The organism is Acidocella aromatica (assembly GCF_014201825.1).
GTDB lineage: Bacteria > Pseudomonadota > Alphaproteobacteria > Acetobacterales > Acetobacteraceae > Acidocella > Acidocella aromatica.
In genome coordinates, this window is record NZ_JACHFJ010000002.1 from 137502 (window position 1) to 159806 (window position 22305).

The 22305-nt window shown below is 64.6% G+C and carries 26 protein-coding genes, 1 tRNA gene and 1 pseudogene; 15 read left to right on the plus strand and 13 right to left on the minus strand.

What is annotated here, in order from left to right; all coding sequences use genetic code 11:
* From ccmE to HNP71_RS03220, 8 genes are read left to right on the plus strand one after another with little or no spacing between them, the layout of a single operon-like run.
* On the plus strand, positions 1-504 hold the full coding sequence (gene ccmE / locus HNP71_RS03185) for a cytochrome c maturation protein CcmE (RefSeq protein ID WP_183265428.1): 504 nt from the start codon (positions 1-3) through the stop codon (positions 502-504).
* Positions 501-2450 carry a heme lyase CcmF/NrfE family subunit gene (locus HNP71_RS03190; protein WP_183265429.1) on the plus strand — a complete coding sequence of 650 codons (1950 nt, stop codon included), beginning with the start codon at positions 501-503 and terminating at the stop codon, positions 2448-2450. The genes ccmE and HNP71_RS03190 overlap by 4 nt, the downstream gene beginning before the upstream one ends.
* Positions 2450-3007, plus strand: coding sequence for a DsbE family thiol:disulfide interchange protein (locus HNP71_RS03195; protein WP_183265431.1), 558 nt, complete (start codon positions 2450-2452; stop codon positions 3005-3007). Before HNP71_RS03190 ends, HNP71_RS03195 begins: the two co-directional genes overlap by 1 nt.
* Positions 3004-3444, plus strand: coding sequence for a cytochrome c-type biogenesis protein (locus tag HNP71_RS03200; protein WP_183265433.1), 441 nt, complete (start codon positions 3004-3006; stop codon positions 3442-3444). The genes HNP71_RS03195 and HNP71_RS03200 overlap by 4 nt, the downstream gene beginning before the upstream one ends.
* Positions 3441-4067 carry a c-type cytochrome biogenesis protein CcmI gene (gene ccmI / locus HNP71_RS03205; RefSeq protein WP_183265434.1) on the plus strand — a complete coding sequence of 209 codons (627 nt, stop codon included), beginning with the start codon at positions 3441-3443 and terminating at the stop codon, positions 4065-4067. The genes HNP71_RS03200 and ccmI overlap by 4 nt, the downstream gene beginning before the upstream one ends.
* A gap of 25 nt (positions 4068-4092) precedes the next feature.
* A complete protein-coding gene (locus tag HNP71_RS03210; protein ID WP_183265435.1) occupies positions 4093-4242 on the plus strand; it encodes a DUF1674 domain-containing protein in 150 nt (49 codons plus the stop codon).
* Positions 4242-4571 carry a DMT family transporter gene (locus tag HNP71_RS03215; protein ID WP_183265436.1) on the plus strand — a complete coding sequence of 110 codons (330 nt, stop codon included), beginning with the start codon at positions 4242-4244 and terminating at the stop codon, positions 4569-4571. The genes HNP71_RS03210 and HNP71_RS03215 overlap by 1 nt, the downstream gene beginning before the upstream one ends.
* Position 4572: 1 nt before the next feature.
* Positions 4573-4866 carry a hypothetical protein gene (locus tag HNP71_RS03220; protein ID WP_183265437.1) on the plus strand — a complete coding sequence of 98 codons (294 nt, stop codon included), beginning with the start codon at positions 4573-4575 and terminating at the stop codon, positions 4864-4866.
* Here HNP71_RS03220 and HNP71_RS03225 read toward each other — a convergent pair whose 3' ends face one another.
* From HNP71_RS03225 to HNP71_RS03240, 4 genes are all read right to left on the minus strand, one after another.
* Complete coding sequence (locus HNP71_RS03225) at positions 4867-5655, minus strand: SDR family NAD(P)-dependent oxidoreductase (protein ID WP_183265438.1); 789 nt, start codon at positions 5653-5655, stop codon at positions 4867-4869. It lies immediately after the preceding gene.
* A 78-nt stretch (positions 5656-5733) separates the two neighbouring features.
* On the minus strand, positions 5734-6324 hold the full coding sequence (locus tag HNP71_RS03230) for a TMEM175 family protein (RefSeq protein WP_183265439.1): 591 nt from the start codon (positions 6322-6324) through the stop codon (positions 5734-5736).
* Entirely contained in the window at positions 6317-9745 is a 3429-nt protein-coding gene (gene mfd / locus HNP71_RS03235) for a transcription-repair coupling factor (protein WP_183265440.1), read from the minus strand. Before mfd ends, HNP71_RS03230 begins: the two co-directional genes overlap by 8 nt.
* Positions 9742-10020 carry an FAD assembly factor SdhE gene (locus HNP71_RS03240; RefSeq protein WP_183265441.1) on the minus strand — a complete coding sequence of 93 codons (279 nt, stop codon included), beginning with the start codon at positions 10018-10020 and terminating at the stop codon, positions 9742-9744. The genes mfd and HNP71_RS03240 overlap by 4 nt, the downstream gene beginning before the upstream one ends.
* A 48-nt stretch (positions 10021-10068) precedes the next feature.
* Here HNP71_RS03240 and recG point away from each other — a divergent pair, with 48 nt between their 5' ends.
* Both recG and HNP71_RS03250 read left to right on the plus strand, forming a co-directional pair.
* Positions 10069-12117: an ATP-dependent DNA helicase RecG gene (recG, locus tag HNP71_RS03245; RefSeq protein ID WP_183265442.1), complete on the plus strand. Its 2049-nt coding sequence runs from the start codon at positions 10069-10071 to the stop codon at positions 12115-12117.
* Positions 12117-12545 carry an NUDIX hydrolase gene (locus HNP71_RS03250; RefSeq protein ID WP_221246604.1) on the plus strand — a complete coding sequence of 143 codons (429 nt, stop codon included), beginning with the start codon at positions 12117-12119 and terminating at the stop codon, positions 12543-12545. Before recG ends, HNP71_RS03250 begins: the two co-directional genes overlap by 1 nt.
* Here the strand turns inward: HNP71_RS03250 and HNP71_RS03255 are convergent.
* On the minus strand, positions 12517-12993 hold the full coding sequence (locus tag HNP71_RS03255) for a glutathione peroxidase (protein WP_183265443.1): 477 nt from the start codon (positions 12991-12993) through the stop codon (positions 12517-12519). The two genes, HNP71_RS03250 and HNP71_RS03255, sit on opposite strands and share 29 nt — an antisense overlap.
* A 28-nt stretch (positions 12994-13021) precedes the next feature.
* Here HNP71_RS03255 and mazG point away from each other — a divergent pair, with 28 nt between their 5' ends.
* From mazG to HNP71_RS03280, 5 genes are all read left to right on the plus strand, one after another.
* On the plus strand, positions 13022-13810 hold the full coding sequence (gene mazG, locus HNP71_RS03260) for a nucleoside triphosphate pyrophosphohydrolase (protein ID WP_183265444.1): 789 nt from the start codon (positions 13022-13024) through the stop codon (positions 13808-13810).
* Positions 13807-14400 (plus strand): carbonic anhydrase, encoded by a 594-nt coding sequence (locus HNP71_RS03265; RefSeq protein WP_183265445.1) that lies wholly within the window; start codon positions 13807-13809, stop codon positions 14398-14400. Before mazG ends, HNP71_RS03265 begins: the two co-directional genes overlap by 4 nt.
* A 71-nt stretch (positions 14401-14471) precedes the next feature.
* Positions 14472-15767 (plus strand): O-acetylhomoserine aminocarboxypropyltransferase/cysteine synthase family protein, encoded by a 1296-nt coding sequence (locus HNP71_RS03270; RefSeq protein ID WP_183265446.1) that lies wholly within the window; start codon positions 14472-14474, stop codon positions 15765-15767.
* Positions 15768-15913: 146 nt separating this feature from the next.
* On the plus strand, positions 15914-16264 hold the full coding sequence (locus tag HNP71_RS03275; RefSeq protein WP_183265447.1) for a hypothetical protein: 351 nt from the start codon (positions 15914-15916) through the stop codon (positions 16262-16264).
* 74 nt (positions 16265-16338) lie between these two features.
* On the plus strand, positions 16339-17244 hold the full coding sequence (locus HNP71_RS03280) for a prohibitin family protein (RefSeq protein WP_183265448.1): 906 nt from the start codon (positions 16339-16341) through the stop codon (positions 17242-17244).
* On the opposite strand, the gene HNP71_RS03285 is transcribed toward HNP71_RS03280, so the two are convergent.
* The 8 genes and pseudogenes from HNP71_RS03285 to HNP71_RS03320 all read right to left on the minus strand — a co-directional run bounded on the left by HNP71_RS03285 (position 17245) and on the right by HNP71_RS03320 (position 22283).
* On the minus strand, positions 17245-18015 hold the full coding sequence (locus tag HNP71_RS03285; RefSeq protein ID WP_343062194.1) for a class I SAM-dependent methyltransferase: 771 nt from the start codon (positions 18013-18015) through the stop codon (positions 17245-17247).
* Positions 18016-18092: 77 nt separating this feature from the next.
* Positions 18093-18169 (minus strand) — tRNA-Pro (locus HNP71_RS03290).
* Positions 18170-18552: 383 nt separating this feature from the next.
* Positions 18553-18774, minus strand: a pseudogene (locus HNP71_RS14430) (MerR family transcriptional regulator); the annotation flags it as partial.
* A 119-nt stretch (positions 18775-18893) separates the two neighbouring features.
* On the minus strand, positions 18894-19202 hold the full coding sequence (locus tag HNP71_RS03300; RefSeq protein ID WP_183265449.1) for an integration host factor subunit alpha: 309 nt from the start codon (positions 19200-19202) through the stop codon (positions 18894-18896).
* Positions 19203-19323: 121 nt separating this feature from the next.
* The gene (locus HNP71_RS03305) at positions 19324-20304 is read right to left on the minus strand and encodes a beta-ketoacyl-ACP synthase III (RefSeq protein ID WP_183265450.1); all 981 of its coding nucleotides are present in this window, start codon (positions 20302-20304) and stop codon (positions 19324-19326) included.
* Positions 20297-21349, minus strand: a complete 1053-nt coding sequence (plsX, locus tag HNP71_RS03310) for a phosphate acyltransferase PlsX (protein WP_183265451.1) — start codon at positions 21347-21349, stop codon at positions 20297-20299. Before plsX ends, HNP71_RS03305 begins: the two co-directional genes overlap by 8 nt.
* Before the next feature lie 48 nt (positions 21350-21397).
* Complete coding sequence (rpmF, locus tag HNP71_RS03315; protein WP_183265452.1) at positions 21398-21601, minus strand: 50S ribosomal protein L32; 204 nt, start codon at positions 21599-21601, stop codon at positions 21398-21400.
* Positions 21602-21740: 139 nt separating this feature from the next.
* The gene (locus tag HNP71_RS03320) at positions 21741-22283 is read right to left on the minus strand and encodes a YceD family protein (protein ID WP_183265453.1); all 543 of its coding nucleotides are present in this window, start codon (positions 22281-22283) and stop codon (positions 21741-21743) included.
* Positions 22284-22305: the final 22 nt, after the last annotated feature.

A 22305-nucleotide genomic window follows, 5' to 3' on the forward strand; every position in this document is an offset into this window, starting at 1 on the left:
ATGCGCACGCCCAAGAAGCGCCGGCTGTATCTCGTCATCGCCTGCGGCCTGTGCCTGAGCGCCGCCGTGGGGCTGACCCTGGCGGCTTTCTCCTCCACCCTTACCTTCTTCCTCTCCCCGCGCGAGGTTGTTTCCAAGCACCCCGCCGAGGGGCTGAGTTTCCGCCTTGGCGGCGTCGTTCAGGTTGGCACGGTGCAGACCACGCTGTCGGGCGAGACGCCCACCACGCATTTCGCCGTGACGGATGGCCGTGCCGCCGTGCCGGTGATGTTCACCGGCGTGTTGCCGGATCTGTTCCGCGAGGGCCAGGGCGTGGTCGCCATCGGCTCCATGGGGACCGATGGCGTGTTCCATGCCGACGAGGTGCTGGCCAAGCACGGTTCGGCCTATATGCCCAAGGATGTCGAGCAATCCCTGAAAGAAGCCGGGAAGTGGGACCCTAAATTCGGCCCGCCGCCCGATGCCTCAAGCTGGAACACCATGCCGGAGAAGACAGGCTCATGATCCCCGAACTCGGTCATTTCGTCCTGGCCTGTGCGGTGGCGCTGGCCTGCGCGCAGGGTGTCGTCGGCCTGTTTGGGCCATCCTTGCGCGATCCTCGCGCCCTTGCTGCCGCCCCGGTGCTGGCGTTGAGCCATTTCGCCGCCGCCGTGCTGGCCATGCTGGCGTTGATCTGGGCGGGCGTGGTTTCCGATTTCACGGTGGAGAATATTGCCGATTTCTCCTCATCCGCCGTGCCGCTGCTCTACCGCATCACCGGCGTCTGGGGGAATCACGACGGCTCCATCCTGCTTTGGTGCGTCATTCTTTCGCTCTGCGGCGCCACCGTGGCGCTATTCGGCGGCAATTTGCCCGCGTCCTTGCGCTCGCGCGTGCTGGGCGTGCTGGGGCTGGTCTCGGCCGGATTCCTACTTTTCACCATCGCCGTTTCCGACCCTTTCACCCGGCTCTGGCCCCCGCCCACCGATGGCGCGGGCATCAACCCTATCCTGCAGGATCCTGGCCTCGCCTTCCATCCGCCGGTTCTCTACACCGGCTATGTCGGCTTCTCGGTCGCCTTCGCCTTCGCCATCGCGGCACTCATCGAGGGCCGGATCGACGCCGCCTGGGGACGCTGGGTGCGCCCCTGGGCGCTGCTGTCCTGGTGCTTCCTCACCGGCGGCATCGCGCTGGGGAGCTGGTGGTCGTACTACACGCTGGGCTGGGGTGGATACTGGTTTTGGGACCCGGTGGAGAACGCTGCCCTGCTGCCCTGGCTCACCGGCACGGCACTGTTGCATTGCGCCATCGTGGTGGAAAAGCGCGAGAGCCTAAAGGCATGGACCGTGCTGCTCGCCATCGCCACCTTCTCGCTCAGTCTCTCCGGCACCTTCCTGGTGCGCTCCGGCATCCTCAACTCCGTGCATAGCTTCGCCGCGGCACCTGACCAGGGCTTGTTCATCCTCGTGCTATTGGGGCTGACCATTGGCGGCTCGCTGCTGCTCTTTGCCATCCGTGCCCCGGTGCTGGCGGCAGCGGGCATCTACGCGCCCATCTCGCGTGAGAGCGCGCTGGTGCTGAACAATATCTTCCTCTGCGCCATCGCCGCCGTGGTGTTCACCGGCACGCTGTACCCGCCCTTCGCCAACCTGCTATTTGGCATCCAGCTTTCCGTCGGCGCGCCGTTTTATAACCAGACGGTGCTGCCCTTAACGGCCCCCATCATCCTAGCCATGGGCTGCGGCCCGCTGCTGGCCTGGAAGCGCGCCGACCTGCTGCCCGCACTGCAACGCCTTTGGCTGGCGGGGGGCGCGGCGCTGCTGGTGTTCCTCGCACTTTCAGCCACGCGCCATGTCATCGCTGGGCTTGGCCTCGCGGGCGGAGCCTGGGTGGTGCTTGCCGCACTTATTGACCTTGCCGACCGCCTGCGCCTGTTTCGCGTGCCTTTGGGCAATTCGCTGGCCCGTCTCGGCACCTTGCCGCGCGCGGCGCTGGGGGCGGCGCTGGGGCATATCGGCTTCGGTGTCTCGGTACTTGGCATTGCGGGCATGACGCTGGCCTCCCAGACCGTAGTGGTGTTGCAACCCGGCCAGTCCACTCAGCTCGGCGGCTATACCTGGACGTTGCAGGACATCCACGACGCCCCCGGCCCCAACTACACCCAGCGCGTGGCGGACATCACCGTCAACGGCCTGACCCTGCATCCTTCCCGCCGCTTTTTCGCCGCGCAGCACGTCACCACCAACGACGCCGCCATCCACACCAACGGCTTTCAGGACATCTACGCCGTCTTCGCCGACGAACCCGCCAGCGGCGGCGCGGAGTTGAGGCTGAACAACCACCCGCTGGCGCCGGAGATCTGGTTCGGTGGGTTGATCATGGCTTTGGGCGGGTTCGTCTCCCTCTCCGACCGCCGGTTGCGGGTGGGCGCGCCCTCGCGCAAGCGCAAGCCGGAAGGCGCGGTGGCCTGATGTCTCCCTGGCGCCGCCGTTTACTGTTCGGCATTCCGCTCGCTTTGGCCGCAGCCGGGGGGGAGGCGTTCTACGTCATCCTGCGCCGCATGCAGTCCAACGATTACGACCCGCATGCCTTGCCCTCGCAGCTCATCGGCAAGCGTCCACCTGCGTTTTCACTCTCCGGTGCAGGGGGCATGCAGGGTTTCGCGAACACAGACCTCGCCGCCCCGCCCAAGCCGATGCTGGTGAACTGGTTCGCCTCCTGGTGCGTGCCCTGCCGGGAGGAAGCGCCGATGCTGGCCAAGCTCGCCGCCTCGGGGTTGACCATCTGGGGCATCGCCTATGAGGACGATGCCCAGGCCCTGGCGCAATTCCTTACGCAGAACGGCAACCCGTATCAGCGCCTCGCCGCCGACGCCGACGGCACCACCGCCATCAACTGGGGCGTTTACGGCGTGCCGGAGACTTATTTCATCGACAAAGCCGGCATCGTGCGCTGGCGCTACGCCGGTGCGCTGACCGACGAAGTGGTGGCCACCCAGCTCAATCCGCTGCTGGCGAAGTATTCATGAGAAAGCTCTGGCTTGCCCTAGCGTTGTTGCCCGCCCTGGCACTCGCGCAGGACATGGTGACGCGCGACGGCGTAACCCTGACCCCGGCGCAGGAAACGCAGGCCGAGGCAATCGGCGACCAGCTTCGCTGCCTCGTCTGTCAGAATGAGAGCATCGAGGACTCCAACGCCAAGCTGGCCGGGCAGTTGCGCGGTATAATCCGCCAGCAGGTGGTGCAAGGCGTGCCGGATCGGGACATCATGAACTACATGGTGCAGCGTTACGGCATCTTCGTGCTGCTCAAGCCGCCCGTCTCGCCGCTTACTTGGCTGCTCTACGCCATGCCGGTGCTGGCCCTGCTGCTGGGTGGCGCGGCGTTCTTCCTCGCGCGCCGCAACGCCGCGCCACCCGCCCCGCTCACCGAGGCCGAACGCGCCCGGCTGGATGAACTGCTATGATTTTTGCCGCCATGCTGGCCCTGGCGCTGGCCCTAACCGCCCCGCTGGCGCTGGCCTTCCGCCCGCCCAAATTCCTTCGCAACCGGCGCGAGGCCGCGCTGGCTACCCACCGCGCCCAGCTTGCCGAGCTTACCCGCGACCATGACGAGGGGCGTATCGGCGCGGCCGAGTACCGGGCCGCGAGGCTGGAAGTGGAGCGCCGTTTGCTGGCTGCCGATGGACTCGCAGCTCAGCAGCTCACCGGCAATGCCAAGCCACTGCTGATCGCCGTCATCATCGCGCTGCCGATCATGGCTTTCGCGTTGTATCTGCCGGGCAGTACGCCAACGGTGCCCTCCGAGCCGCACGAGCAGTGGGTGGCGCATCAGGCAGTGGAAAAGGCCCGGCTGGACCAAGTCATCGCCGCGCTGCGGACGCATCTTGCCCAGGTCGACCCAAACTCCCTCAATGCCAGCCAAGGCCAGGCCTATCTGGCCGAAGCGCTCTCCGAGGAAGCCGGGGCCATCACCCCCGAGGCTCTGGCATTGTTCCAGCAATCGCTAGCCCATGCGCCAGCCGATGCCTCCTGGCGGCCGCTTGACGAACAGCGCATAGCTCAGGCGAAGGCAGCGGCTTCACAATAGGCCAAAACCGCTTACATTGGCCGGCATGGACAACAAACCTGCCGAAGATACCGCCAAAGAGACCGTGAAAAAGCCCGAGCCACCGAAGATGCCGAAGGAGATCGGCGGGCCGAAGGGGCCTGAGCCCACACGCTATGGCGATTGGGAGAAAAACGGGCGCTGCACGGATTTCTGATGCCCTACGCTTATCTCATGGTGGCGATCTTCGCCGAAATCCTGGCGACATCCTCGCTCAAGGCGGCGGCGGGCTTCACACGGCTGCTGCCCTCTATCCTGGTCGTGGGCGGGTATTGCATCAGCTTCTACTCGCTTTCCATGGCGGTAAGGACCATCCCACTCGGCTACGCCTATGCGCTGTGGTGTGGCATTGGCATCATCTGCATCGTGGCGGTGGGGTATTTCTACTACCGCCAGCCGGTGGATATGGCCGGTGCCGCGGGTATCGGGCTGATCATGGCCGGGGTGGTGGTGCTGAATATGTTCTCCAAGATGGCTGTCCGCTGAAATGAAGTTTCTGCTTGGGGCTTTGACGGTGCTGGCCATTCTGGCGGTGGTGTTCTTTACCGTCCCGACGCTGGAAGGCGGCACCACCAATGTCTGTCAGGCGGTGGACAAATACCGGGTGGCGAAAGCTGCGTCCTCCGTTGCCGGAGGCACTTCCGGCCCGGTATTTGGTACGCTCAACTCCATCGGCCAGATGGTCGCCACGGGCGAAATCTCGGGCGATGAGGCGGCGAACCGCCACCCCAACCTGCCCGCGCCCGTGGGCTGTGCCTTGGTGTTCTGGCAGTCCCTGTAATCAGAACGCGCTCTTCACCACGCCGCCATCGACACGCAGCGCGGCACCCGTGGTGGCCGAGGCCAGTGCGCTGGCAACGTAGGTGACCATCGCGGCCACTTCCTCCGTGGTGGCGAAGCGCTTGATCAGCGAGGTCGGGCGGACCTGCTCGAAGAACTTCTTCTCGAACGCCTCGAAGCTGATGCCCTCGGCCTGGGCCAGCGCCTCCACGAACTCACCCACGCCGCGCGAATTGGTCGGGCCGGGGAGCACGCTGTTCACGGTGATGCCGGTGCCCGCCACTTCTTCCGCCAGACCACGCGCCACGGCGATCTGCGCGCTCTTGGTCATGCCGTAATGGATCATTTCGGCCGGAATCTGGAAGGCGCTCTCGGAGGAGATGAAGATGATGCGGCCCCAGTTGGCGCTCTTCATCGCTGGCAGATACAGGCGCGAGAGCCGCACGCCGCTCAGCACGTTCACCTCGAAGAAACGGCGCCAATCCTCGTCCGGGATGTCCTCGAAGGCCTTCGGCTCAAAGATCCCGAGATTGTTGACAAGGATCTCCACGCCTGGATGCTCTTTCGCTAGGACCTCGGCGGTGTTTGCGTCAGTCAGGTCGCCGGCGAAGCCGAGCGCATCCAGGCCTTCCGCCTTCAGTTTGGCCACGGCGGCATCCACCGCCTTCTGCTTGCGGCCGGAGATAATCACCCGCGCCCCTTCCTTCGCCAGCGAGGTGGCGATGGCGTTGCCAATACCCGCCGTGCTGCCGGTAACCAGCGCGAGCTTGCCTTTGATGCCAAGATCCATGTGAGAGTCCCTCAAAATATCGTTATATTGGAATATAACGATATTTGCCCGCCCAGTTAAAATGCAAGCCCCGGAAGGCTATTCTTCGCCAGCTTTTTCCGCCACGCATTCGATGCGCTTATCGGGTATCACCCAGAGCAGCGCGGGCAGCCACAGCACGGCATAGGCCAGACGCGGCAGCTCGGCTACGGCCAGGGCAATTCCCGCCAGATACAGCAACGCGGAAGCCCAGCCCTTGGCATCCCGCCCCACCGCCCGGGCGATAATGCTCCGCGCGCCCTGATGCACGATCAGCGCGTGCTGCAGCAGAAAATAGGCGATGGCGGCCATGAACAGGTCGAACCCGAACAGCGCCACCGGCCAGCGCGCCAGGGCGTTCTCGTCGATCCAGCCGGTGGTGAAAGGCAGCAGCGAGAGCCAGAACAGCAGATGCAGATTGGCCCACAGAACAGCTCCGCTCACGGTGGAGCTGACCTGAAACATATGGTGGTGGTTGTTCCAGTAGATGCCGACGTAAGTGAAGCTCAGCACATAGGAGAGGAATACCGGCCAGAGTCCGAGCAGGTCGGCCAGGGCGTTGCCATGGGGCACGTGGAGGTCCAGCACCATCACGGTGATGATGATAGCCATCACACCGTCGGTGAACGCCTCCAACCGGCCTTTATGCATCCGGTTTTTCCAGCTTCGCCAGCTTCACTAGCGCGCGCAGCGTGTCCTGGGCGTATCTCATTCGCGCGGCCACATCCATATCCCGCACCACCACCAGCTTTTGGTCTGGGCGCAGCTTCACCAGGCCGCCCTTGGTGCCGATCCACTGGATCAGCCCGGCGGGGTTGGGGAAGTCGTTCTTGCGGAAGGCGATGACCATGCCCTTAGGCCCGGCATCCAGCTTCTCGACATTCGCGGCCCGGCAAGCGCGCTTGAGCGCCACGGTCTCCAGCAGGTTCTCCACCTCCGCCGGCAGTTTGCCGAAGCGGTCGGCCAGCTCGGCGGCCAGCGCCTCGCTCTCGGCGTCCGAGCTCAGCGCGCCGATGCGCCGGTACAGCCCAAGGCGCACCGGCAGGTCCGCCACATAGGCCTCGGGGATCAGCACCGGCAGGCCGAGATTGATGTTGGGCGTCCAGTCGCGCGCCACCACCTTCTCCTTGCCCTGGGCGCGAATGGCGTTCACCGCGTCTTCCAGCATCTGCTGGTACAACTCTATGCCCACCTCGCGGATATGGCCCGACTGCTCGTCGCCCAGCAGATTGCCTGCCCCGCGAAGGTCCAGGTCGTGGCTGGCCAAGGTAAAGCCAGCGCCAAGCTGATCGAGCGTGTGCATCACCTCCAGCCGCTTCTCGGCGGCGGGGGACAGCCGATGATAAGGCGGCCAAGTGAGGTAAGCGTAGCCGCGCTGCTTGCCGCGCCCCACGCGCCCGCGCAGCTGGTACAGCCCGGCGAGGCCGAACATATCCGCCCGGTGGATGATGAGCGTGTTCACGCGCGGCATATCCAGCCCGCTTTCCACGATGTTGGTGGCAAGCAGGATGTCGTACTTGCCCTCGCCGAAATCGGTCATCACCTGCTCAAGTTCACCAGCGGCGAGACGCCCATGCGCCATCACCGTGCGGATATCCGGGGCGATTTCGCGCAGGCGGGTAGCCATGTGGTCGAGATCCTCGATGCGCGGAACCACGCAGAAGATCTGCCCACCGCGGAATTTCTCGCGCGCGATGGCCTCTTTGATGACGAGGCTGTCGAACGGCATGATGAAGGTACGCACGGCGAGCCGGTCCACCGGCGGGGTGGTGATGAGCGAGAGGTCGCGCACCCCCGTCAGCGCCAGTTGAAGCGTGCGCGGGATCGGCGTGGCGGTGAGCGTCAGCACATGCACGTCGGCCTTCAGCTCCTTCAGTCGCTCCTTGTGCTTCACGCCGAAATGCTGCTCCTCGTCCACGATCAGCAGGCCGAGATCGGCGAATTCCACACCCTTGGCCATCAGCGCATGGGTGCCGATGACGATGCTCACACTGCCATCGGCCAGCCCCGCCTTGGTGGCGGTGGCCTCCTTGGCGGTGACCATGCGCGAGAGCTGCGCCACCTTCACCGGCAGCCCCTCGAACCGCGCCGAGAAGGCCCGGTAATGCTGGCGCGCCAGCAGCGTGGTGGGCACCACCACCGCCACCTGCGTGCCCGCCATGGCGGCGACGAACGCGGCCCGCAGCGCCACCTCGGTCTTGCCGAAGCCGACATCGCCGCAGATCAGCCGGTCCATCGGCTTGCCGGTGGCGAAATCCTCCAGCACGTCGTTGATGGCCTTCGCCTGATCCTCGGTCTCGGTATAGGGGAAGCGCGCGCAGAATTCGGCGAAGGCGCCGTCATCGGCGGTGAGCATTGGGGCCTCGCGCATCTGCCGCTCGGCGGCCAAACGGATGAGCCCCGCCGCCATGTCCTGAATGCGGTTCTTGGCCTTGGCCTTGCGCGCCTGCCAGGAGGCCCCGCCCAGCTTGTCGAGCGTGACGCCGTCGCCCTCATTGCCGAAGCGCGAGAGCAGGTCGATATTTTCCACCGGCAGGAACAGCTTGTCCCCGCCATCGTAGATCAGCTTGAGGCAGTCATGCGCCGCGCCGTTCACGGTCACGGTCTCCAGCCCCTCATAACGGCCGATGCCGTGGTCCTGATGCACCACGAGGTCTCCAGCCTCGATCTCGGTGGCGTCGGCGATGAACTGGTCCGCGCGCTTCTTGCGCTTGGGGGGGCGGGCGATGCGGTTGCCCAGCAGATCCTGCTCCGCCACCACGACCATCCGGTCGGTAACAAAGCCGCGCTCCAGCGCCAGCACTACCAGCGCCACGGTGCCGCGCGGCAAGGCGCGGGCTTCGTCTGCCGTGGCCACGGGGCGCACCGGGCCGATACCATGCTCTTTCAGCATCAGCGTCAGGCGCTCGCGGGAGCCGAAGCTCCAGGCGGCAAGGACGATGGTGCGCCCGGTCTCGACCCATTTTGCTTTCAGCTCGGCAAAGCCATCGAACGCCGCCAACGGCTGGCCGGTGAGGATGGGGCCGGGGCGGCCGCCAATATCCACGCCCTGCGCCCCACCATCGGGCTTGGCGAAGGGGGTGATCTCGAAGCACGGGCCCTTTTTCAGCGCCGCGTCCCAGCCCTCGCGGTCCAGATACAGCATGCCGGGCGGGATGGGCCGGTAGGCAGGCTCGCCCGCACGGGCAGGCGCGCGGCGCTCGGCGTAATGGTCGGCGATCAGCTCCAGCCGCGCCGCCATGGCGCTCTCGGCCTGATGATCCAGGCTGACCGACGCGCCGGGGACGTAGTCGAAAATCGTCTCCATGCTCTCGGCGAAAAGCGGGCCGTAATGCTCGATGCCCGGATGGCGATGCGCCTCGCTCACCGAGACATAGAGCGGGTCATCCACCGCCTGCGGGCCGAACAGCTCGCGCCAATTGGTGCGGAAACGGGCGACGGAGGCGCCGTCGAAGGACACTTCGGAGGCCGGGTGGAAATCAAGCCGGGGCAGCGCCTCGCCGGAGCGCTGGGTCTCGGGGTCGAAGCGCTTGATGCTCTCGATGGTGTCACCGAACAGATCGATCCGCACCGGGGCGGTCTCGCCCGCCGGGAACACGTCGACGATCCCGCCGCGTACCGAGAACTCGCCCGCCTCCATCACCGTGCCGGTGCGCCGGTAGCCATCGGCGTCGAGGAAGGCGGCGATGTCCTCCTGCGCCACGCTGTCGCCCACGGCGAGGTTCAGCCCCGCCCCGGCCAGCGCCTTGCGCGGCGGCACTTTTTGCAGGGCGGCGTTCACGGTGGTCAGCACGATGCGCTTCTTGCCCGGCTCCGCCTGCAAGCGGCTCAACGCGGCGATGCGCTCGGCGATAATCCCGCCATTGGGGGAAACGCGGTCGTAAGGCAGGCAGTCCCAGCCGGGGAAGGCGATAATCTCGGCTTCGGGGCCGAAGAAGCCGATCTGCTCGGCAAGTGCCGCAAGGCGCGTATCGTCGCGGGCGATGTGCAGCACCGGCCCGTCATGCTCGGCCAGACGGCGCACCAGAACCAGCGCGTCCACGCCCTCCGGCGCGCCGTAAACCGGGATCATGCGCGGTTCAGCGCCGCCTCGCGGATGCGCCGGAACATCGGGCTGTCGGCATGCTCGGGCACGGGGATGCGGCCCGTGAGCCAGTCGGCCAGCTCGGCATCCGGGAAGTCCATCACCGCTTCCAGCTCGTCCAGCTCGGCCTCGCTCATGGCGGCGATGTTCGCCTTCACGAAATCGCCGATCATCAGGTCGTTCTCATACGTGCCGCGATGCTGGGCGCGGAAGATGATCCGCCGGCGCCGTGTGTCCAGTTGGGTGTTGTCTGTATCGGTCATGGCGGGTTGCGGTATAGGCGCGGTTTGGCCAAGAGTCAGCATGTGACGATGGATATTCTGCTCCCCTTACGCGCGCATGTCTCCACCCTGCCCGGCCTCGGGCCGAAGCTCTCCGGGCTGATCGCCAAGCTGGTGGGCGGCGATTCGGTCCGGGACGTGCTGTTCCACCTGCCCGTGGAGTTTCTCGACCGCCGCGCCACGCCCAAAATCGCCGAGGCCCGGCCTGGGACGACCGCCACGCTGCGGGTGGAGGTGATCCGCCACGAAGCTCCCGCCCGCAAGGGCCAGCCGCACCGGGTGATCATCGGGGATGGCACGGGCTTCGCCGAGATCGTGCTGTTCCACGCGGCGCGGCTGGTGCAGTTCCCGGTCGGGGCGCGGCTCACGGTGTCCGGCAAACTGGAGCGCTTTAACGATACGCTGGCGATGGCCCACCCGGATTACGTGGTCTCCCAGGCGCAGGAGCGGGATTTCCCCTGGATCGAGCCGATCTGGCCGCTCACCGCCGGGGTGGTGCCGCGCATCATGCGCCGCGCCGCACTTGGGGCGCTGGCGAGGCTGCCGGATTTCCCCGAATGGCAGGACAAAACAGTGCTGGCCAAGCGCGACTGGCCCGGCTTCGTGGCCGCACTCCACGCCCTGCACGCTCCCACGGAGGTGCCGGACAACCGCCCCGCCGAGCGTCTGGCCTATGATGAATTGCTCGCCCGCCAGCTCAGCTTCGCCATCGTGCGCGGGATGCGCCGCCGCCGTGCGGGCCGCGCCTTGCTGGGCGATGGCCGCTTGCGCAAAGCCGCCCTCACCCGCTTCGGCCACGCCCCCACCGCCGGGCAGTTGCAGGCCCTGGCCGAGATCGACGCCGACATGGCCGCGCCGCACCGTATGCTGCGCCTGCTGCAAGGCGATGTCGGCTCCGGCAAGACGCTGGTCGCCGTGCTCGCCTGCCTGCGCGCGGTGGAGGCAGGCACGCAGGCCGCCTTCCTTGCCCCCACCGAGATTCTGGCCAAGCAACATTTTGCCACCTTCCAGAAGCTCTCCCCCGTGCCGGTCGCGCTGCTCACCGGCAATGTGAAGGGCAAGGCGCGCAAGCAGGTGCTGGAGGGCCTCGCCAGCGGCGAGATCAAGATCGTCATCGGCACGCACGCCATCTTCCAGAAGCATGTCGAGTTCCAGGATCTTGGCCTGGCGGTAATCGACGAGCAGCATCGTTTCGGCGTCGATCAACGCCTCGCCCTGGGCCAGAAGGGCGAAGCCACCGATTTGCTGGTGATGACCGCCACCCCCATCCCCCGCACCCTGCTGCTCACCCATTGGGCAGAGATGGATGTCTCGCGCATCACCGAAAAACCCAAGGGGCGCGAGAAGATCACCACCACGCTGCACAGCCTCGCGGAGCTGGAGAAGGTGGAGGCGGCGATCGCGCGGGCCATCGCGGCTGGGGGGCGCGTGTACTGGGTATGCCCGCTGGTGAGTGAATCGGAGGCGCTGGACATCACCGCCACGGAAATCCGCTTCGGCCATCTACGCCAGCGTTTCGGCGAGGCGGTGGCGATGGCGCATGGCCAGATGGACGCCGCCCAGCGCGACGCCGCGCTGCAAAACTTCGCTGCTGGGCAAAGCAAAATCCTCGTCGCCACCACGGTCATCGAGGTGGGCGTGGACGTGCCGGAGGCGAATGTGATGGTGATCGAACATGCCGAGCGCTTCGGCCTCGCACAGCTGCACCAGCTACGCGGGCGCGTGGGCCGCGGGGCGGCGAAAAGCTATTGCCTGCTGCTGCATGATTCGAAAATTGGCCAGACCGCCGGCAAGCGCCTCTCTCTGCTGCGCGATACCGATGACGGCTTCCTCATCGCCGACGAGGATTTCCGCCTGCGCGGTGCTGGCGATTATCTCGGCACCCGCCAATCCGGCCTGCCCGGCTACCGCCTCGCCGACCCAGAGAAACATGCAGCCCTGCTAGACATGGCGAGGCAGGACGCGGTGATGCTGCTGCAACGCGACCCCAAGCTGGAGAGCGAGCGCGGCCAAGCGGCGAAAGTGCTGCTGAACCTGTTCGACCAGCGCGACGCCATTCAAACCGTGAGGGCCGGATAATGCCGCCATACCCTGAACGCCCGCAGGTGGGCATCGGCGTGATTCTACTGCGCGGGGAGGAGGTGCTGCTCATCCGCCGTGGTAAAGCCCCTGAACTTGGGGCCTGGGCGCTGCCCGGCGGCAGCCAGGAGCTTGGCGAAACGACGGAAGCGGCGGCAAGGCGGGAGTTGCTGGAGGAAACCGGCCTGGAATGTGGTTCGCTGCTCTTCGTGGGCGCGGCCGATTCAATTCATCACGATGCCGAGGGGCGCATCCTGTACCACTACACCATCCTCGACTTCGCCGCGCGCTACGTGGGCGGCGACGCCAAACCCGGCGATGACGCCACGGACATCGCCTGGGTGCGCGTGGAACAATTCGACGATTACGCCCTCTGGCACGAAGCCCGGCGCGTCATCCTCAAAGCGTTCTCTGAATTGCCGCCTTGAGCTTCGCGGAATCGGGCGCGGTCTTGGAGGAGAACCAATCCTCAAGCTGCCCCTGCTTGTTGATCAGGTATTTGTAAAAATTCCAGCGCGGGCGCGAGAAAAACCCGCCTTGCCCGGAAGCCCAGGTGAAGAACGGATGCGCCTCGGCTCCCTTCACATGCACCTTGCTCATCATGGGGAAGCTGACGCCGTAATTTACTTCGCAGAATTGCTCGATCTCCGCCGCATTCCCCGGCTCCTGCCCGCCGAAATCGTTGCACGGAATGCCGATGACCACGAGCCCCTTTGGCGCAAACTCGCGCCACACCGCCTCCAGCCCCTTATATTGCGGCGTGAAACCACATTTGCTCGCCGTGTTCACCACCAGCAGCGGGCGGCCTTCCAGCGCGCGCAGCGGGTAGGGCTGGCCCTGTAGCGTGGTGAACGAAAAGTCATAGGCGCTGGTCATTTGCTTCCCCCGAATTTACACTCTGCCCATGAGCACAGAACCACCAATCTCCAGGCTGATCAATGTGATGGGCGCCTTGCGCGACCCGCAAACCGGCTGCCCGTGGGACAAGGAGCAGAGCTTCGAGACCATCGCGCCCTATACCATCGAGGAAGCCTACGAGGTCCGCGCCGCCATTGAGTCCGGTGAACCCGAGCCGCTCAAGGACGAGCTGGGCGACTTGCTGTTTCAGGTGGTGTACCACGCGCAAATGGCCGCTGAACGCGGCTGGTTCACTTTCGATGATGTCGCCCAGGGCATCGCCGAGAAGATGATCCGCCGCCACCCGCATGTGTTCGGTGAGGAAGCCGCCCGCACCGCCTCGGGCCAGACCGCCGCCTGGGAAGCACAGAAGGCCGAGGAGCGCATCGCCAAGGCCCAGCACGGCGTGCTGGATGGCGTGGCCACCGCCCTGCCCGCCCTTAAACGCGCGCAGAAACTTACCGCCCGCGCCGCGCAGGTAAAATTCGACTGGCCGGACGCCGAGGCGGTGCTGGACAAGCTGGCCGAGGAAACCGCCGAATTGCGCGCCGAACTCCCCGCAGCCGCCCCGGAGCGGATCAAGGACGAGCTGGGCGACATGCTGTTCGTGCTGGCCAATCTCGCCCGCAAGCTGGATCAGGATGCCGAATCCTGCCTCGAATCCGCCAACGCGAAATTCATCCGCCGCTTCTCGCGCATCGAGGCGCTGCTCGCCGCCGAGGGCAAAACGCCCGCCTCGTCAAGCCTGGACGAAATGGACAGGCTGTGGAACGCTGCCAAGCTGGAGGGATTATGAAGCAACTTCTGGAAGGTTACGAGCGTTTTCGCGAAGGCTATTGGCGCGAACACAAGGAACTCTATTCCACCCTGGCGCGGGAGGGGCAGTCTCCCCCGGCGATGGTGATCGCCTGTTCCGATTCCCGCGTCGCGCCGGAGGCGATTTTCGATTGCGCCCCGGGCGACATCTTCGTGGTGCGCAACGTCGCGGCACTGGTGCCGCCCTACGCGCCGGACGACAAATATCACGGCACATCTGCGGCGCTGGAATTCGCCGTTACCTCGCTCAATGTCCGCACCATTCTGGTGCTCGGCCATTCGCGCTGCGGCGGTGTCCGTACGCTGATGAAGGGCCCAAGCGAGGGCAAGCATGACTTCATCTCCTCCTGGGTGGAGATCGCCAAGGAGGCCCGCCAGCGCGTGTGCGATTCTCCCGTTCCCGGCGATTTCGACGCGCAATGCCAAGCCTGTGAGCATGAGGCCATCCGCGTCTCGCTCGCCAATCTGCTCACTTTCCCCTGGATCACCGAGCGGGTGAAGGATGGCAGGCTCGCTTTGGCCGGGTGGCATTTCTCCGTGGAGACCGGGCTGCTGGAAGAAGTCGCCTGAAGCCTACCCCGCTTGTAGGGAAAACAAGGCTGTGACATGCTTCCCTTGCAACAAAAACAAGGGACGCAGTCATGGCCATCAAATCCAAGCACCCCGAGACCCTGGCGCTGCACGCCGGCTGGCGGGCTGACGCCACCACCGGCTCAGTGGCGGTGCCCATCCACCAGACCACCTCCTACCAGTTCCATAGCCCCGAGCACGCCGCCAACCTGTTCGCGCTCAAAGAGTTCGGGAACATCTACACCCGGATCATGAACCCGACCACGGACGTACTGGAGCAGCGTCTGGCGGCGCTGGAAGGCGGCGTGGCGGCTCTGGCGGTGGCCTCTGGCCAAGCGGCGTCGGCCTTCTCCATCCAGAATTTGGCCCGTGCCGGGGACAATGTGGTCGCCTCCACCGACCTGTACGGCGGCACCTGGAACCTCTTCGCCAACACGCTGAAGGACCAGGGCATCGAGGTGCGCTTCGTCGACCCCGTGGACCCGGAAGCCTTCGCCCGCGCCACTGACGACCGCACCCGCGCCTATTATGCCGAGACCCTGCCCAACCCCAAGCTGCGCCTCTTCCCCATCGCCGAGGTCGCCGCCATTGGGCGCAAGCTCGGCATCCCGCTGATCGTGGACAACACCGCCGCTCCTCTTCTGGTGCGCCCCTTCGAGCATGGCGCCGCTGTGGTGGTGTACTCAACCACCAAGTATATCGGCGGCCACGGCACCTCTATCGGCGGCGTCATCATCGACGGCGGTAATTTCGACTGGCAAGCCTTCCCCGACCGTCAGCCGCTGCTGAACACGCCTGACCCGAGCTATCACGGCGCGGTGTGGAGCGAGGCGGTGAAGCCGCTGGGGCCGGTCGCCTATATCATCCGCGCCCGGGTGGTACTGCTGCGCGACCTTGGCGCGGCGCTCTCGCCATTCAACGCCTTCCAGATCATCCAAGGCATCGAGACCTTGCCGCTGCGCATCACCCGGCACTCCGAGAACGCGCAGGCCGTGGCGAAGTTCCTCACCACCCGCAAGGATGTAACCAAGGTGATCCACCCCTCGCTCGCCACAGGGCGGGAGAAGGAACTGGCGGAAAAATACTTGCGCGGCGGCTATGGCGGGCTGCTGGGCTTCGAGCTGGCAGGCGGCGCCGAGGCGGGTAAAAAGTTCATCTCCGCGCTGGAGATGCTCTACCACGTCGCCAATATCGGCGATGCGCGCTCCCTGGCCATCCACCCGGCCAGCACCACGCACAGCCAGCTCACCGAGGCCGAGCAGATCGCAACGGGCGTCACCCCCGGCTATGTGCGCCTCTCCATCGGGCTTGAGCATATCGACGACATCATCGCCGACATCGCCCAGGCGCTGGACAAGGCAGCTTAAAGCCAACCTGGGCCAAGCGGTTGTGCTTGGCCCAGACCCACAACGTTACGTTACAAAAAATACATTGGTCACCAATAACGAAGACCAGATAAGCTTCTTTTCGGAGTGATTATGCCCGCCCCTGCTCCATAAAAAAGGGGACGCTTATGCCAAAAAATGTATTTGATTCCGCTTCCGTTGCACGTGCTCCTGTATTGCCTGCCGATCCAGAGTGCCACAAGGATGTTTGTGAAGATCCCGGCTGCCGCGTGCTCAAGGCTGCGAAACTGACTTATTGTGCTGGCCATATGCTTGATACTGTGGAGTGTGTGGTGATCAACATCTCGCGCGGAGGTGCTTGCGTGCTGCTGGAGCATAAGTTTTTGCCCGAATATGCCTTCCTGCAGATGCAAGGTGACGTACTTCGCCCCGTACGGCGATGCTGGACTGATGATAATGGCAGGCTTGGTCTAGCGTTCTGCTCCACCGATGAGTTTCCACCTCTCCCAAACTTGTGAAGCTTTTGGCTCGATGAGCATGCCTCTTCCCTCTGGTTTGCAGTCAGGGGGCGTGCGAGGCTCGCCTCATGGCAATGCTCCCGAATGTAGACCGGCTTTCCTCCGGCTCATCGCCCTCGCGTAAATGGATCGCCCCAGCCATTGGCGTGGCCGTGGCGCTGTTCCTGCTCGCCGAGCTTAACCCTCTGGCGCAGATCAGCTCCGGCTATGCCGGTGTGCTCACCAATTTCGGCTCCGTGCAGCCCACGCCTCTGGCGCCAGGGCTGCACGTCGTCATCCCATTCTACCAGCAGGCCATCCCGGTCTCGGTCCAGCCGCAGACCGTCACCAGCGACGAAACCGCCTCCACGCATGACTTACAGCAGGTGACGACCTCGATCGCCGTGACCTTTCACGTCGCCCCGGCCGACGCGCCGGACTTCTACCAGAACTTCCGTGACTTCGAGACGCTGGGCCAACGCATCATCACCCCTGCCGTGTCCAACGACGTAAAGGCCGTGACCGCGAATTACGACGCCGAGGAGCTGGTGACCAAGCGAGACGCCGTGGATGCCCAGATCAAGGCCCTGGTCGTGGCTTCGCTGGCGCCCTACCACCTGACGGTCGAGTCCGTGAACGTGGCGAATTTCGCCTTCTCCGAGGCTTATAGCCAAGCCATCGAGCAGAAGCAGGTGGCGCAGCAGCAGGCCCTGCAGGCGCAGTACACGCTGCAACAGACGCAGATCTCCGCCCAGCAGCAGGTGGTGCAGGCCAAGGCCCAGGCCGATGCCGCAGTGGAGACGGCGCAGGGGCAAGCCCAGGCGCTGCTACTGACCGCCGAGGCCCAGGCCAAGGCAAATGCGCTGATTGCGCAGTCGCTCACGCCCACCCTGTTGCAACAAAAGGCGCTGGACAAGTGGGACGGCACCCTGCCCCATTACCTGACGGCGGGTGCGCCCCTGCCCTTCATCGGCACCACGCCGCAAGAGCAGACCAAATAGCTATTTGGTGAATTTCAGCGTCCAACGGTCGCTCTCGCCGATGGCGAGGTATTTCGCCCGATCCTTCTCTCCGCCACGCAGCGTGGGCGGCAGGTCCCACACGCCATCGGGGTAATTCTTGGTGTCCTTGGGATTGTCGCCGAGCTGGCTGGAGGTCAGGAACTTGAAGCCGACGCTCTCGACAAGCGCCTTGGCGTAATCCTCCCGCACATAACCATTGGCAGCTTTTGGGTCCTGCGGCTTATCAGCGGGAGCGCGATGATCCTCGATCCCAAATATCCCGCCGGGTTTCAGCGCCGTATAGATGTCCTCCAGCAAGGGCTTGGCCCGGCCCTGCTCCAGCCAGTCGTGCAGGTTGCGGAAGGAGAGGATGAGATCAAAGCTGCCCGGCGCGCCAAGCGGGCCATGGCCGAAAGGGATGGTGTGAACGTCCGGGAATTTTTGGGAGAAGGTGGCTTGAAGATCCTTCTCATGCGGCGTGAGGTCCGGCACGGCGGCGGTATAGCTGCCCTGAGGTTGCAGGTATGGGGCGAGGATCTCGGTCCAGTACCCGCCGCCGGGCTGGATCTCCAGTACCGAATCGGTCGGCTTCAACCCGAAGAATTTCAGTAGCTCGGCTGAGTGACGGTAGCGGTCGCGCTTCACATTCGTGGGGCTGCGGCTTGGGCTGGCCAATGCCGCCGCGAGGGCCGTATCCGGCGCTTGGGCGGTGGCGGGTGCCGCCAAGGTGGCGGCAGCGGCGGCAATCAGCAGGCGGCGCGGCAGATTCACGGCTTAACTCCCAGAAATTCAATATCCTGGGTTTAAGCAATAAATTTCTTGGTAAAAATATAGGGGTCTTTTAAAAATGGTCGGAGCGGCGGGATTCGAACCCACGACCCCCAGTCCCCCAGACTGATGCGCTACCAGGCTGCGCTACGCTCCGAACCGTGGAGGCAGCGTGTAGCAACTTCTCCCCGCGCCGCCAAGAGCGGCGGTGAATTTATTCAAAAATCAATCCAGAAGCCTGCGCAACTCCTCAAGGGCCAGGAGCGTTTCGCTTAGCAGATTGCGCAGGCGCTCAATCTCCGCCTCGGTTTTCTGGCGCAGATTCGGCTCTTCGGCCGTGGGCTCGGCGGCAATGGGCGTATGGGCGAGCACAGGCTCCACCTCCGGCGCTTCGGACAGCAGACCGGGCATTTCGGGTTGCGGCACTACGGGCTTGCGCATGGCCACAGCCGACTCGGCGGGAATATCGGCGTGGCGCTCAGCTTCCGCAGCCAGACGCTCCTCGGCGAGTGCTGGCGGGATGTTGTCCTGAAACGAACCACCACCCTCACGCAGCAGGCGCTGTACGCCCTTGATGGTGTAGCCCTGGGTGTAGAGCAGATCGGCCACGCGGCGCAGCAGCCCCACATCCTCGGGCCGGTAATAGCGCCGCCCGCCCCCGCGCTTTAGCGGGCGCACCTGCGGGAACTTGGTCTCCCAAAAGCGCAGCACATGCTGCGGCACATGCAGTTCGTCGGCTACCTCGGAGATGGTGCGGAAGGCATCAGCGGTCTTGCGCAGGCGCTGACGTCCAGCCTCGTGCCCTCCTGCTGCGTCGTCGTCATCCGCGTTGAAGTTGTCTTCATCCACCATGCGGACCATCGATCTTTCCAATTTATGACTTAAGACGCAATCTGCCGGGCCGCCGGCGCATTCACCGCATCGCGCAAAATCTGGCTCGGACGGAACACCAGGACACGCCTTGGCAGGATCGGAACCTCAACGCCTGTTTTGGGATTGCGGCCCACCCGGCGCCCTTTCTGGCGGACAGAAAACGTTCCGAAACCACTGATTTTAACAGATTTCCCATCCGCAAGAGCGTCAGCGATACGGGTGAGCACCAGTTCCAGTAGATCGGCCGATTCGTGCCGAGACAACCCCACGGCGGCATAGATAGCCTCTGTCAGTTGTGCACGGGTCAATGTGTTCATTTTTCAAGATTAGCACGCGTCTTTTAAGAATCAATAAGAACGTTTGCGAATCCCTATCAATTCAGCAATCTTTGATAATTGCTGTTGATTTTAAGGCTTTTTTCTTGGTTGGCCGCTGGGGTCAGAGGCGCAAGAGCGCCGACCCCCATGTCAAGCCCCCGCCCAGAGCCTCCAGCAGCACTAACTGTCCGGGCTTGATCCGCCCGTCCTGCACCGCCATGGCCAGCGCGAGGGGGATGGAGGCGGCGGAGGTGTTGGCGTGCTTATCCACGGTCACCACCACGCGCTCCGCCGGCAGGCCGAGCTTCTTGCCCACGCCGTCGATGATGCGCTTATTGGCCTGGTGCGGCACCAGCCAGTCGATATCGGCTGCGGTCAGCTGGTTGGCAGCCAGCGCCTCGTTCACCGCCCCGGAGAGCAGGTTCACGGCATGGCGGAACACTTCTTTGCCATGCATCACCAGATGGCCCGGCATGTCCAACCGGCCCACAGCGCCATCCACGTAAAGGATATCGGCCAGCCGCCCGTCGGAATGCAGATGGGTGGAGAGCAGGCCGGGGCCGTCCTTGGGCACATTGCGGGCTTCCAGCAGCACCGCCCCGGCACCATCGCCAAACAATACGCAGGTGCCACGGTCCTCGAAATTCAGGATACGGGAATAGACCTCGGAACCGATGACCAGCACGCTATCCACCTGCCCAGCGCGGATCATCGCGTCGGCAACGGAGAGGCCATAGATAAAGCCGGAGCAGGCGGCGGCGAGATCGAAGCCATAAGCGCTGGTGGCTTCAAGCGCCGCTTGAATATGCACGGCGGTGGAGGGAAAGGCGTTATCGGGCGTCGAGGTGCCGACGATGATCGCCCCCAGCTTCTCCGGTGCCATCCCGGCGGCTTCCAGCGCGGCGCGGCCCGCGGCGGCGCCCATGAAGCTCGCCGTCTCGTAGGGGGCGGCGAAATGGCGCTGCCTGATGCCGGTGCGCTCGGTGATCCACTCATCGGAAGTGTCAACACGTTGCGCCATTTCGGCATTGGTGACGATTTTTTCGGGCAAATAGGTGCCCGTGCCCGTGAGCACGGCGCGGCGGATCAGTGTATCAGACATTCTGTGTGGCAGCAGGCTTGGCGGAGAGCAGGGCGCTGTCCATCGCCGTCAGGCCTTCGGCAATGCGGCTGTTGAAGTCGTTGGCGATCATGTCGAGCGCCACGTCCACCGCGTGGGCGAAGCCCAACTCATCGGTACCGCCATGAGATTTCACCACCACGCCGTTCAGGCCGAGCAGCACGGCTCCGTTATAGCGGCGTGGGTCTAGAACTTCCTTTAGGCGCTTGAGCGAACCGCGCGCGAAAATATAGCCCACCTTGGCAAGCGGCCCCGCTGTGAACACGCGGCGCAGCAACTCGCCCACGAGCTTCAGCGCGCCCTCGCCCGTCTTGAGCGCGACGTTGCCGGTAAAGCCGTCGGTCACCACCACGTCCACCGTACCGGCCGTGATGTCGTGTCCCTCGACGAAACCGTAGAATTGTTTGGAAATTGGACTCTCGCGCAGAGCGGCGGCGGCGGCGTTCAGGGTTTCATCCCCCTTGCCTTCCTCGGAACCGATATTGAGCAGCCCTATGGAGGGCTTCGGCAGCCCCAGCACGATTCGGGCGAAAACATCGCCCATCAATGCGAATTCGGTGAGGTTGCGGGAGTCGCAAACCACGTTCAGGCCGAGATCAAGCATCACCACATCGCCCTTGGCCGACGGCGCGGTGGCGGCCATGGCCGGGCGGTCGATGCCCTTCATCGTCTTCAGTACAATCTTGGAAAGGGCGAGCAGCGCCCCGGTATTGCCGGCAGAGACCACACCCGCGGCCTCGCCAGTCTGCACGGCGTCAATCGCCCGGCGCATCGAGGAGTCGCGCAGGCGCAAAGCCACCGTCGGCTTCATGTCGCCGCCGATGATCTCTGATGAGTGGCGCAGGGTGCAGCGCTGCTTCAGCCGCTTGGTCACGGCGATGAGCGGGGCAACTCGTGCCTCGTCCCCAAAAACCAAAAAATGTGCGAGCTTATGGCGCTCGGCGGCAATGTCCAGCCCGGCGATGATCGCCTCGGGTGCATGGTCTCCGCCCATGGCATCCACAGCCAGTATATTGTTCCGGCTCATTGCATACCTCGGGCGTTACCCATCACCGCCTGGCTGAGACCTTACCGCTTAGACGCGAACGACGCCCTTGGCTTCCTTGCCGGCGCCAACAACCTCACGGTTGTCGTAATGGCCGCAATGGGCGCAGACATGGTGCGGGCGCTTCAGCTCACCGCAGTTGGCGCACTCGGCATGCGCCTCGGCGCGCAGAGCGTGGTGGCTGCGGCGCATGCCAGCGCGCGACGGGGAGGTTTTACGTTTGGGTACGGCCATGAGCTTACGCCTTAAAAAATACTGTCAGAGTGATTGGAAGGCGCGGCGTAGCAGAGCCGCCGCCGCATCGCAAGTCATACCAGCCACTTAACCGGGAAATCCGGGCGGAAATGGCAGGCTTTGCGTTGAAAATCTGAGTTTAATCCGGCTTGCCGAGCCGGGATTTGAGCGCTGCGAAGGGGTGTGCGGAGTCGTCGCTCGCCTCGGGCGGCAGTTCCGCGCCGGGCTTGCGGGGGTACGGGTCCAGCGCCAAAGCGAGCTGTTCGGCCAGGGCGGCGCCAAGGTCGATGATGCCGTTGGCGTAGGGCAGCTCGTCCGGTCCTTCCAGGGATTCGGGCAGGAATTCCTCTTCCTCGTCCTCGGCCTGCTCCCGTATGGGGACGAAGCGGAGTTCCGCCTCTTCAGTGATATCGCTCTCGAACGGCTCTAGCGTGACCACGCAAACCTGGGTCACGCGCGCGTGCATCCGCAGAGTCGCGGCGATCACGCCGCTGCGCTTATGGCGCAGGGTGAAGTCACCTCGCAGCTTGGCGATGCCGGGGATGCCAAACCGCTCCGCCAGCGCCGTGAGGGCTGTTTCGTCCGCCACAACCTCGTGCGTTTGCGGATTTTCGTGTATGAGTCCGGCCTTGACGGTCCGGCTGAGTTCTTCGTCCATGCGCGTAATATAGCTGCCGCGCATTGACACGAAAGCCCCTGCCGTG

What these genes read in the sequence shown, in the direction of transcription:
- HNP71_RS03255 (WP_183265443.1), bottom strand. Translation starts at nt 12,993, where the DNA reads ATGACCAGCGCCTATGACTTTTCGTTCACCACGCTACAGGGCCAGCCC.
- HNP71_RS03230 (WP_183265439.1), bottom strand. Translation starts at nt 6,324, where the DNA reads ATGCATAAAGGCCGGTTGGAGGCGTTCACCGACGGTGTGATGGCTATC.
- ccmI (WP_183265434.1), top strand. Translation starts at nt 3,441, where the DNA reads ATGATTTTTGCCGCCATGCTGGCCCTGGCGCTGGCCCTAACCGCCCCG.
- HNP71_RS03195 (WP_183265431.1), top strand. Translation starts at nt 2,450, where the DNA reads ATGTCTCCCTGGCGCCGCCGTTTACTGTTCGGCATTCCGCTCGCTTTG.
- HNP71_RS03250 (WP_221246604.1), top strand. Translation starts at nt 12,117, where the DNA reads ATGCCGCCATACCCTGAACGCCCGCAGGTGGGCATCGGCGTGATTCTA.
- HNP71_RS03275 (WP_183265447.1), top strand. Translation starts at nt 15,914, where the DNA reads ATGCCAAAAAATGTATTTGATTCCGCTTCCGTTGCACGTGCTCCTGTA.
- HNP71_RS03215 (WP_183265436.1), top strand. Translation starts at nt 4,242, where the DNA reads ATGCCCTACGCTTATCTCATGGTGGCGATCTTCGCCGAAATCCTGGCG.
- plsX (WP_183265451.1), bottom strand. Translation starts at nt 21,349, where the DNA reads ATGAGCCGGAACAATATACTGGCTGTGGATGCCATGGGCGGAGACCAT.
- HNP71_RS03200 (WP_183265433.1), top strand. Translation starts at nt 3,004, where the DNA reads ATGAGAAAGCTCTGGCTTGCCCTAGCGTTGTTGCCCGCCCTGGCACTC.
- HNP71_RS03210 (WP_183265435.1), top strand. Translation starts at nt 4,093, where the DNA reads ATGGACAACAAACCTGCCGAAGATACCGCCAAAGAGACCGTGAAAAAG.
- HNP71_RS03220 (WP_183265437.1), top strand. Translation starts at nt 4,573, where the DNA reads ATGAAGTTTCTGCTTGGGGCTTTGACGGTGCTGGCCATTCTGGCGGTG.
- rpmF (WP_183265452.1), bottom strand. Translation starts at nt 21,601, where the DNA reads ATGGCCGTACCCAAACGTAAAACCTCCCCGTCGCGCGCTGGCATGCGC.
- HNP71_RS03270 (WP_183265446.1), top strand. Translation starts at nt 14,472, where the DNA reads ATGGCCATCAAATCCAAGCACCCCGAGACCCTGGCGCTGCACGCCGGC.
- HNP71_RS03240 (WP_183265441.1), bottom strand. Translation starts at nt 10,020, where the DNA reads ATGACCGATACAGACAACACCCAACTGGACACACGGCGCCGGCGGATC.
- HNP71_RS03190 (WP_183265429.1), top strand. Translation starts at nt 501, where the DNA reads ATGATCCCCGAACTCGGTCATTTCGTCCTGGCCTGTGCGGTGGCGCTG.
- HNP71_RS03300 (WP_183265449.1), bottom strand. Translation starts at nt 19,202, where the DNA reads ATGAACACATTGACCCGTGCACAACTGACAGAGGCTATCTATGCCGCC.
- HNP71_RS03265 (WP_183265445.1), top strand. Translation starts at nt 13,807, where the DNA reads ATGAAGCAACTTCTGGAAGGTTACGAGCGTTTTCGCGAAGGCTATTGG.
- mfd (WP_183265440.1), bottom strand. Translation starts at nt 9,745, where the DNA reads ATGATCCCGGTTTACGGCGCGCCGGAGGGCGTGGACGCGCTGGTTCTG.
- HNP71_RS03320 (WP_183265453.1), bottom strand. Translation starts at nt 22,283, where the DNA reads ATGCGCGGCAGCTATATTACGCGCATGGACGAAGAACTCAGCCGGACC.
- HNP71_RS03225 (WP_183265438.1), bottom strand. Translation starts at nt 5,655, where the DNA reads ATGGATCTTGGCATCAAAGGCAAGCTCGCGCTGGTTACCGGCAGCACG.
- HNP71_RS03305 (WP_183265450.1), bottom strand. Translation starts at nt 20,304, where the DNA reads ATGTCTGATACACTGATCCGCCGCGCCGTGCTCACGGGCACGGGCACC.
- recG (WP_183265442.1), top strand. Translation starts at nt 10,069, where the DNA reads ATGGATATTCTGCTCCCCTTACGCGCGCATGTCTCCACCCTGCCCGGC.
- ccmE (WP_183265428.1), top strand. Translation starts at nt 1, where the DNA reads ATGCGCACGCCCAAGAAGCGCCGGCTGTATCTCGTCATCGCCTGCGGC.
- mazG (WP_183265444.1), top strand. Translation starts at nt 13,022, where the DNA reads ATGAGCACAGAACCACCAATCTCCAGGCTGATCAATGTGATGGGCGCC.
- HNP71_RS03280 (WP_183265448.1), top strand. Translation starts at nt 16,339, where the DNA reads ATGCTCCCGAATGTAGACCGGCTTTCCTCCGGCTCATCGCCCTCGCGT.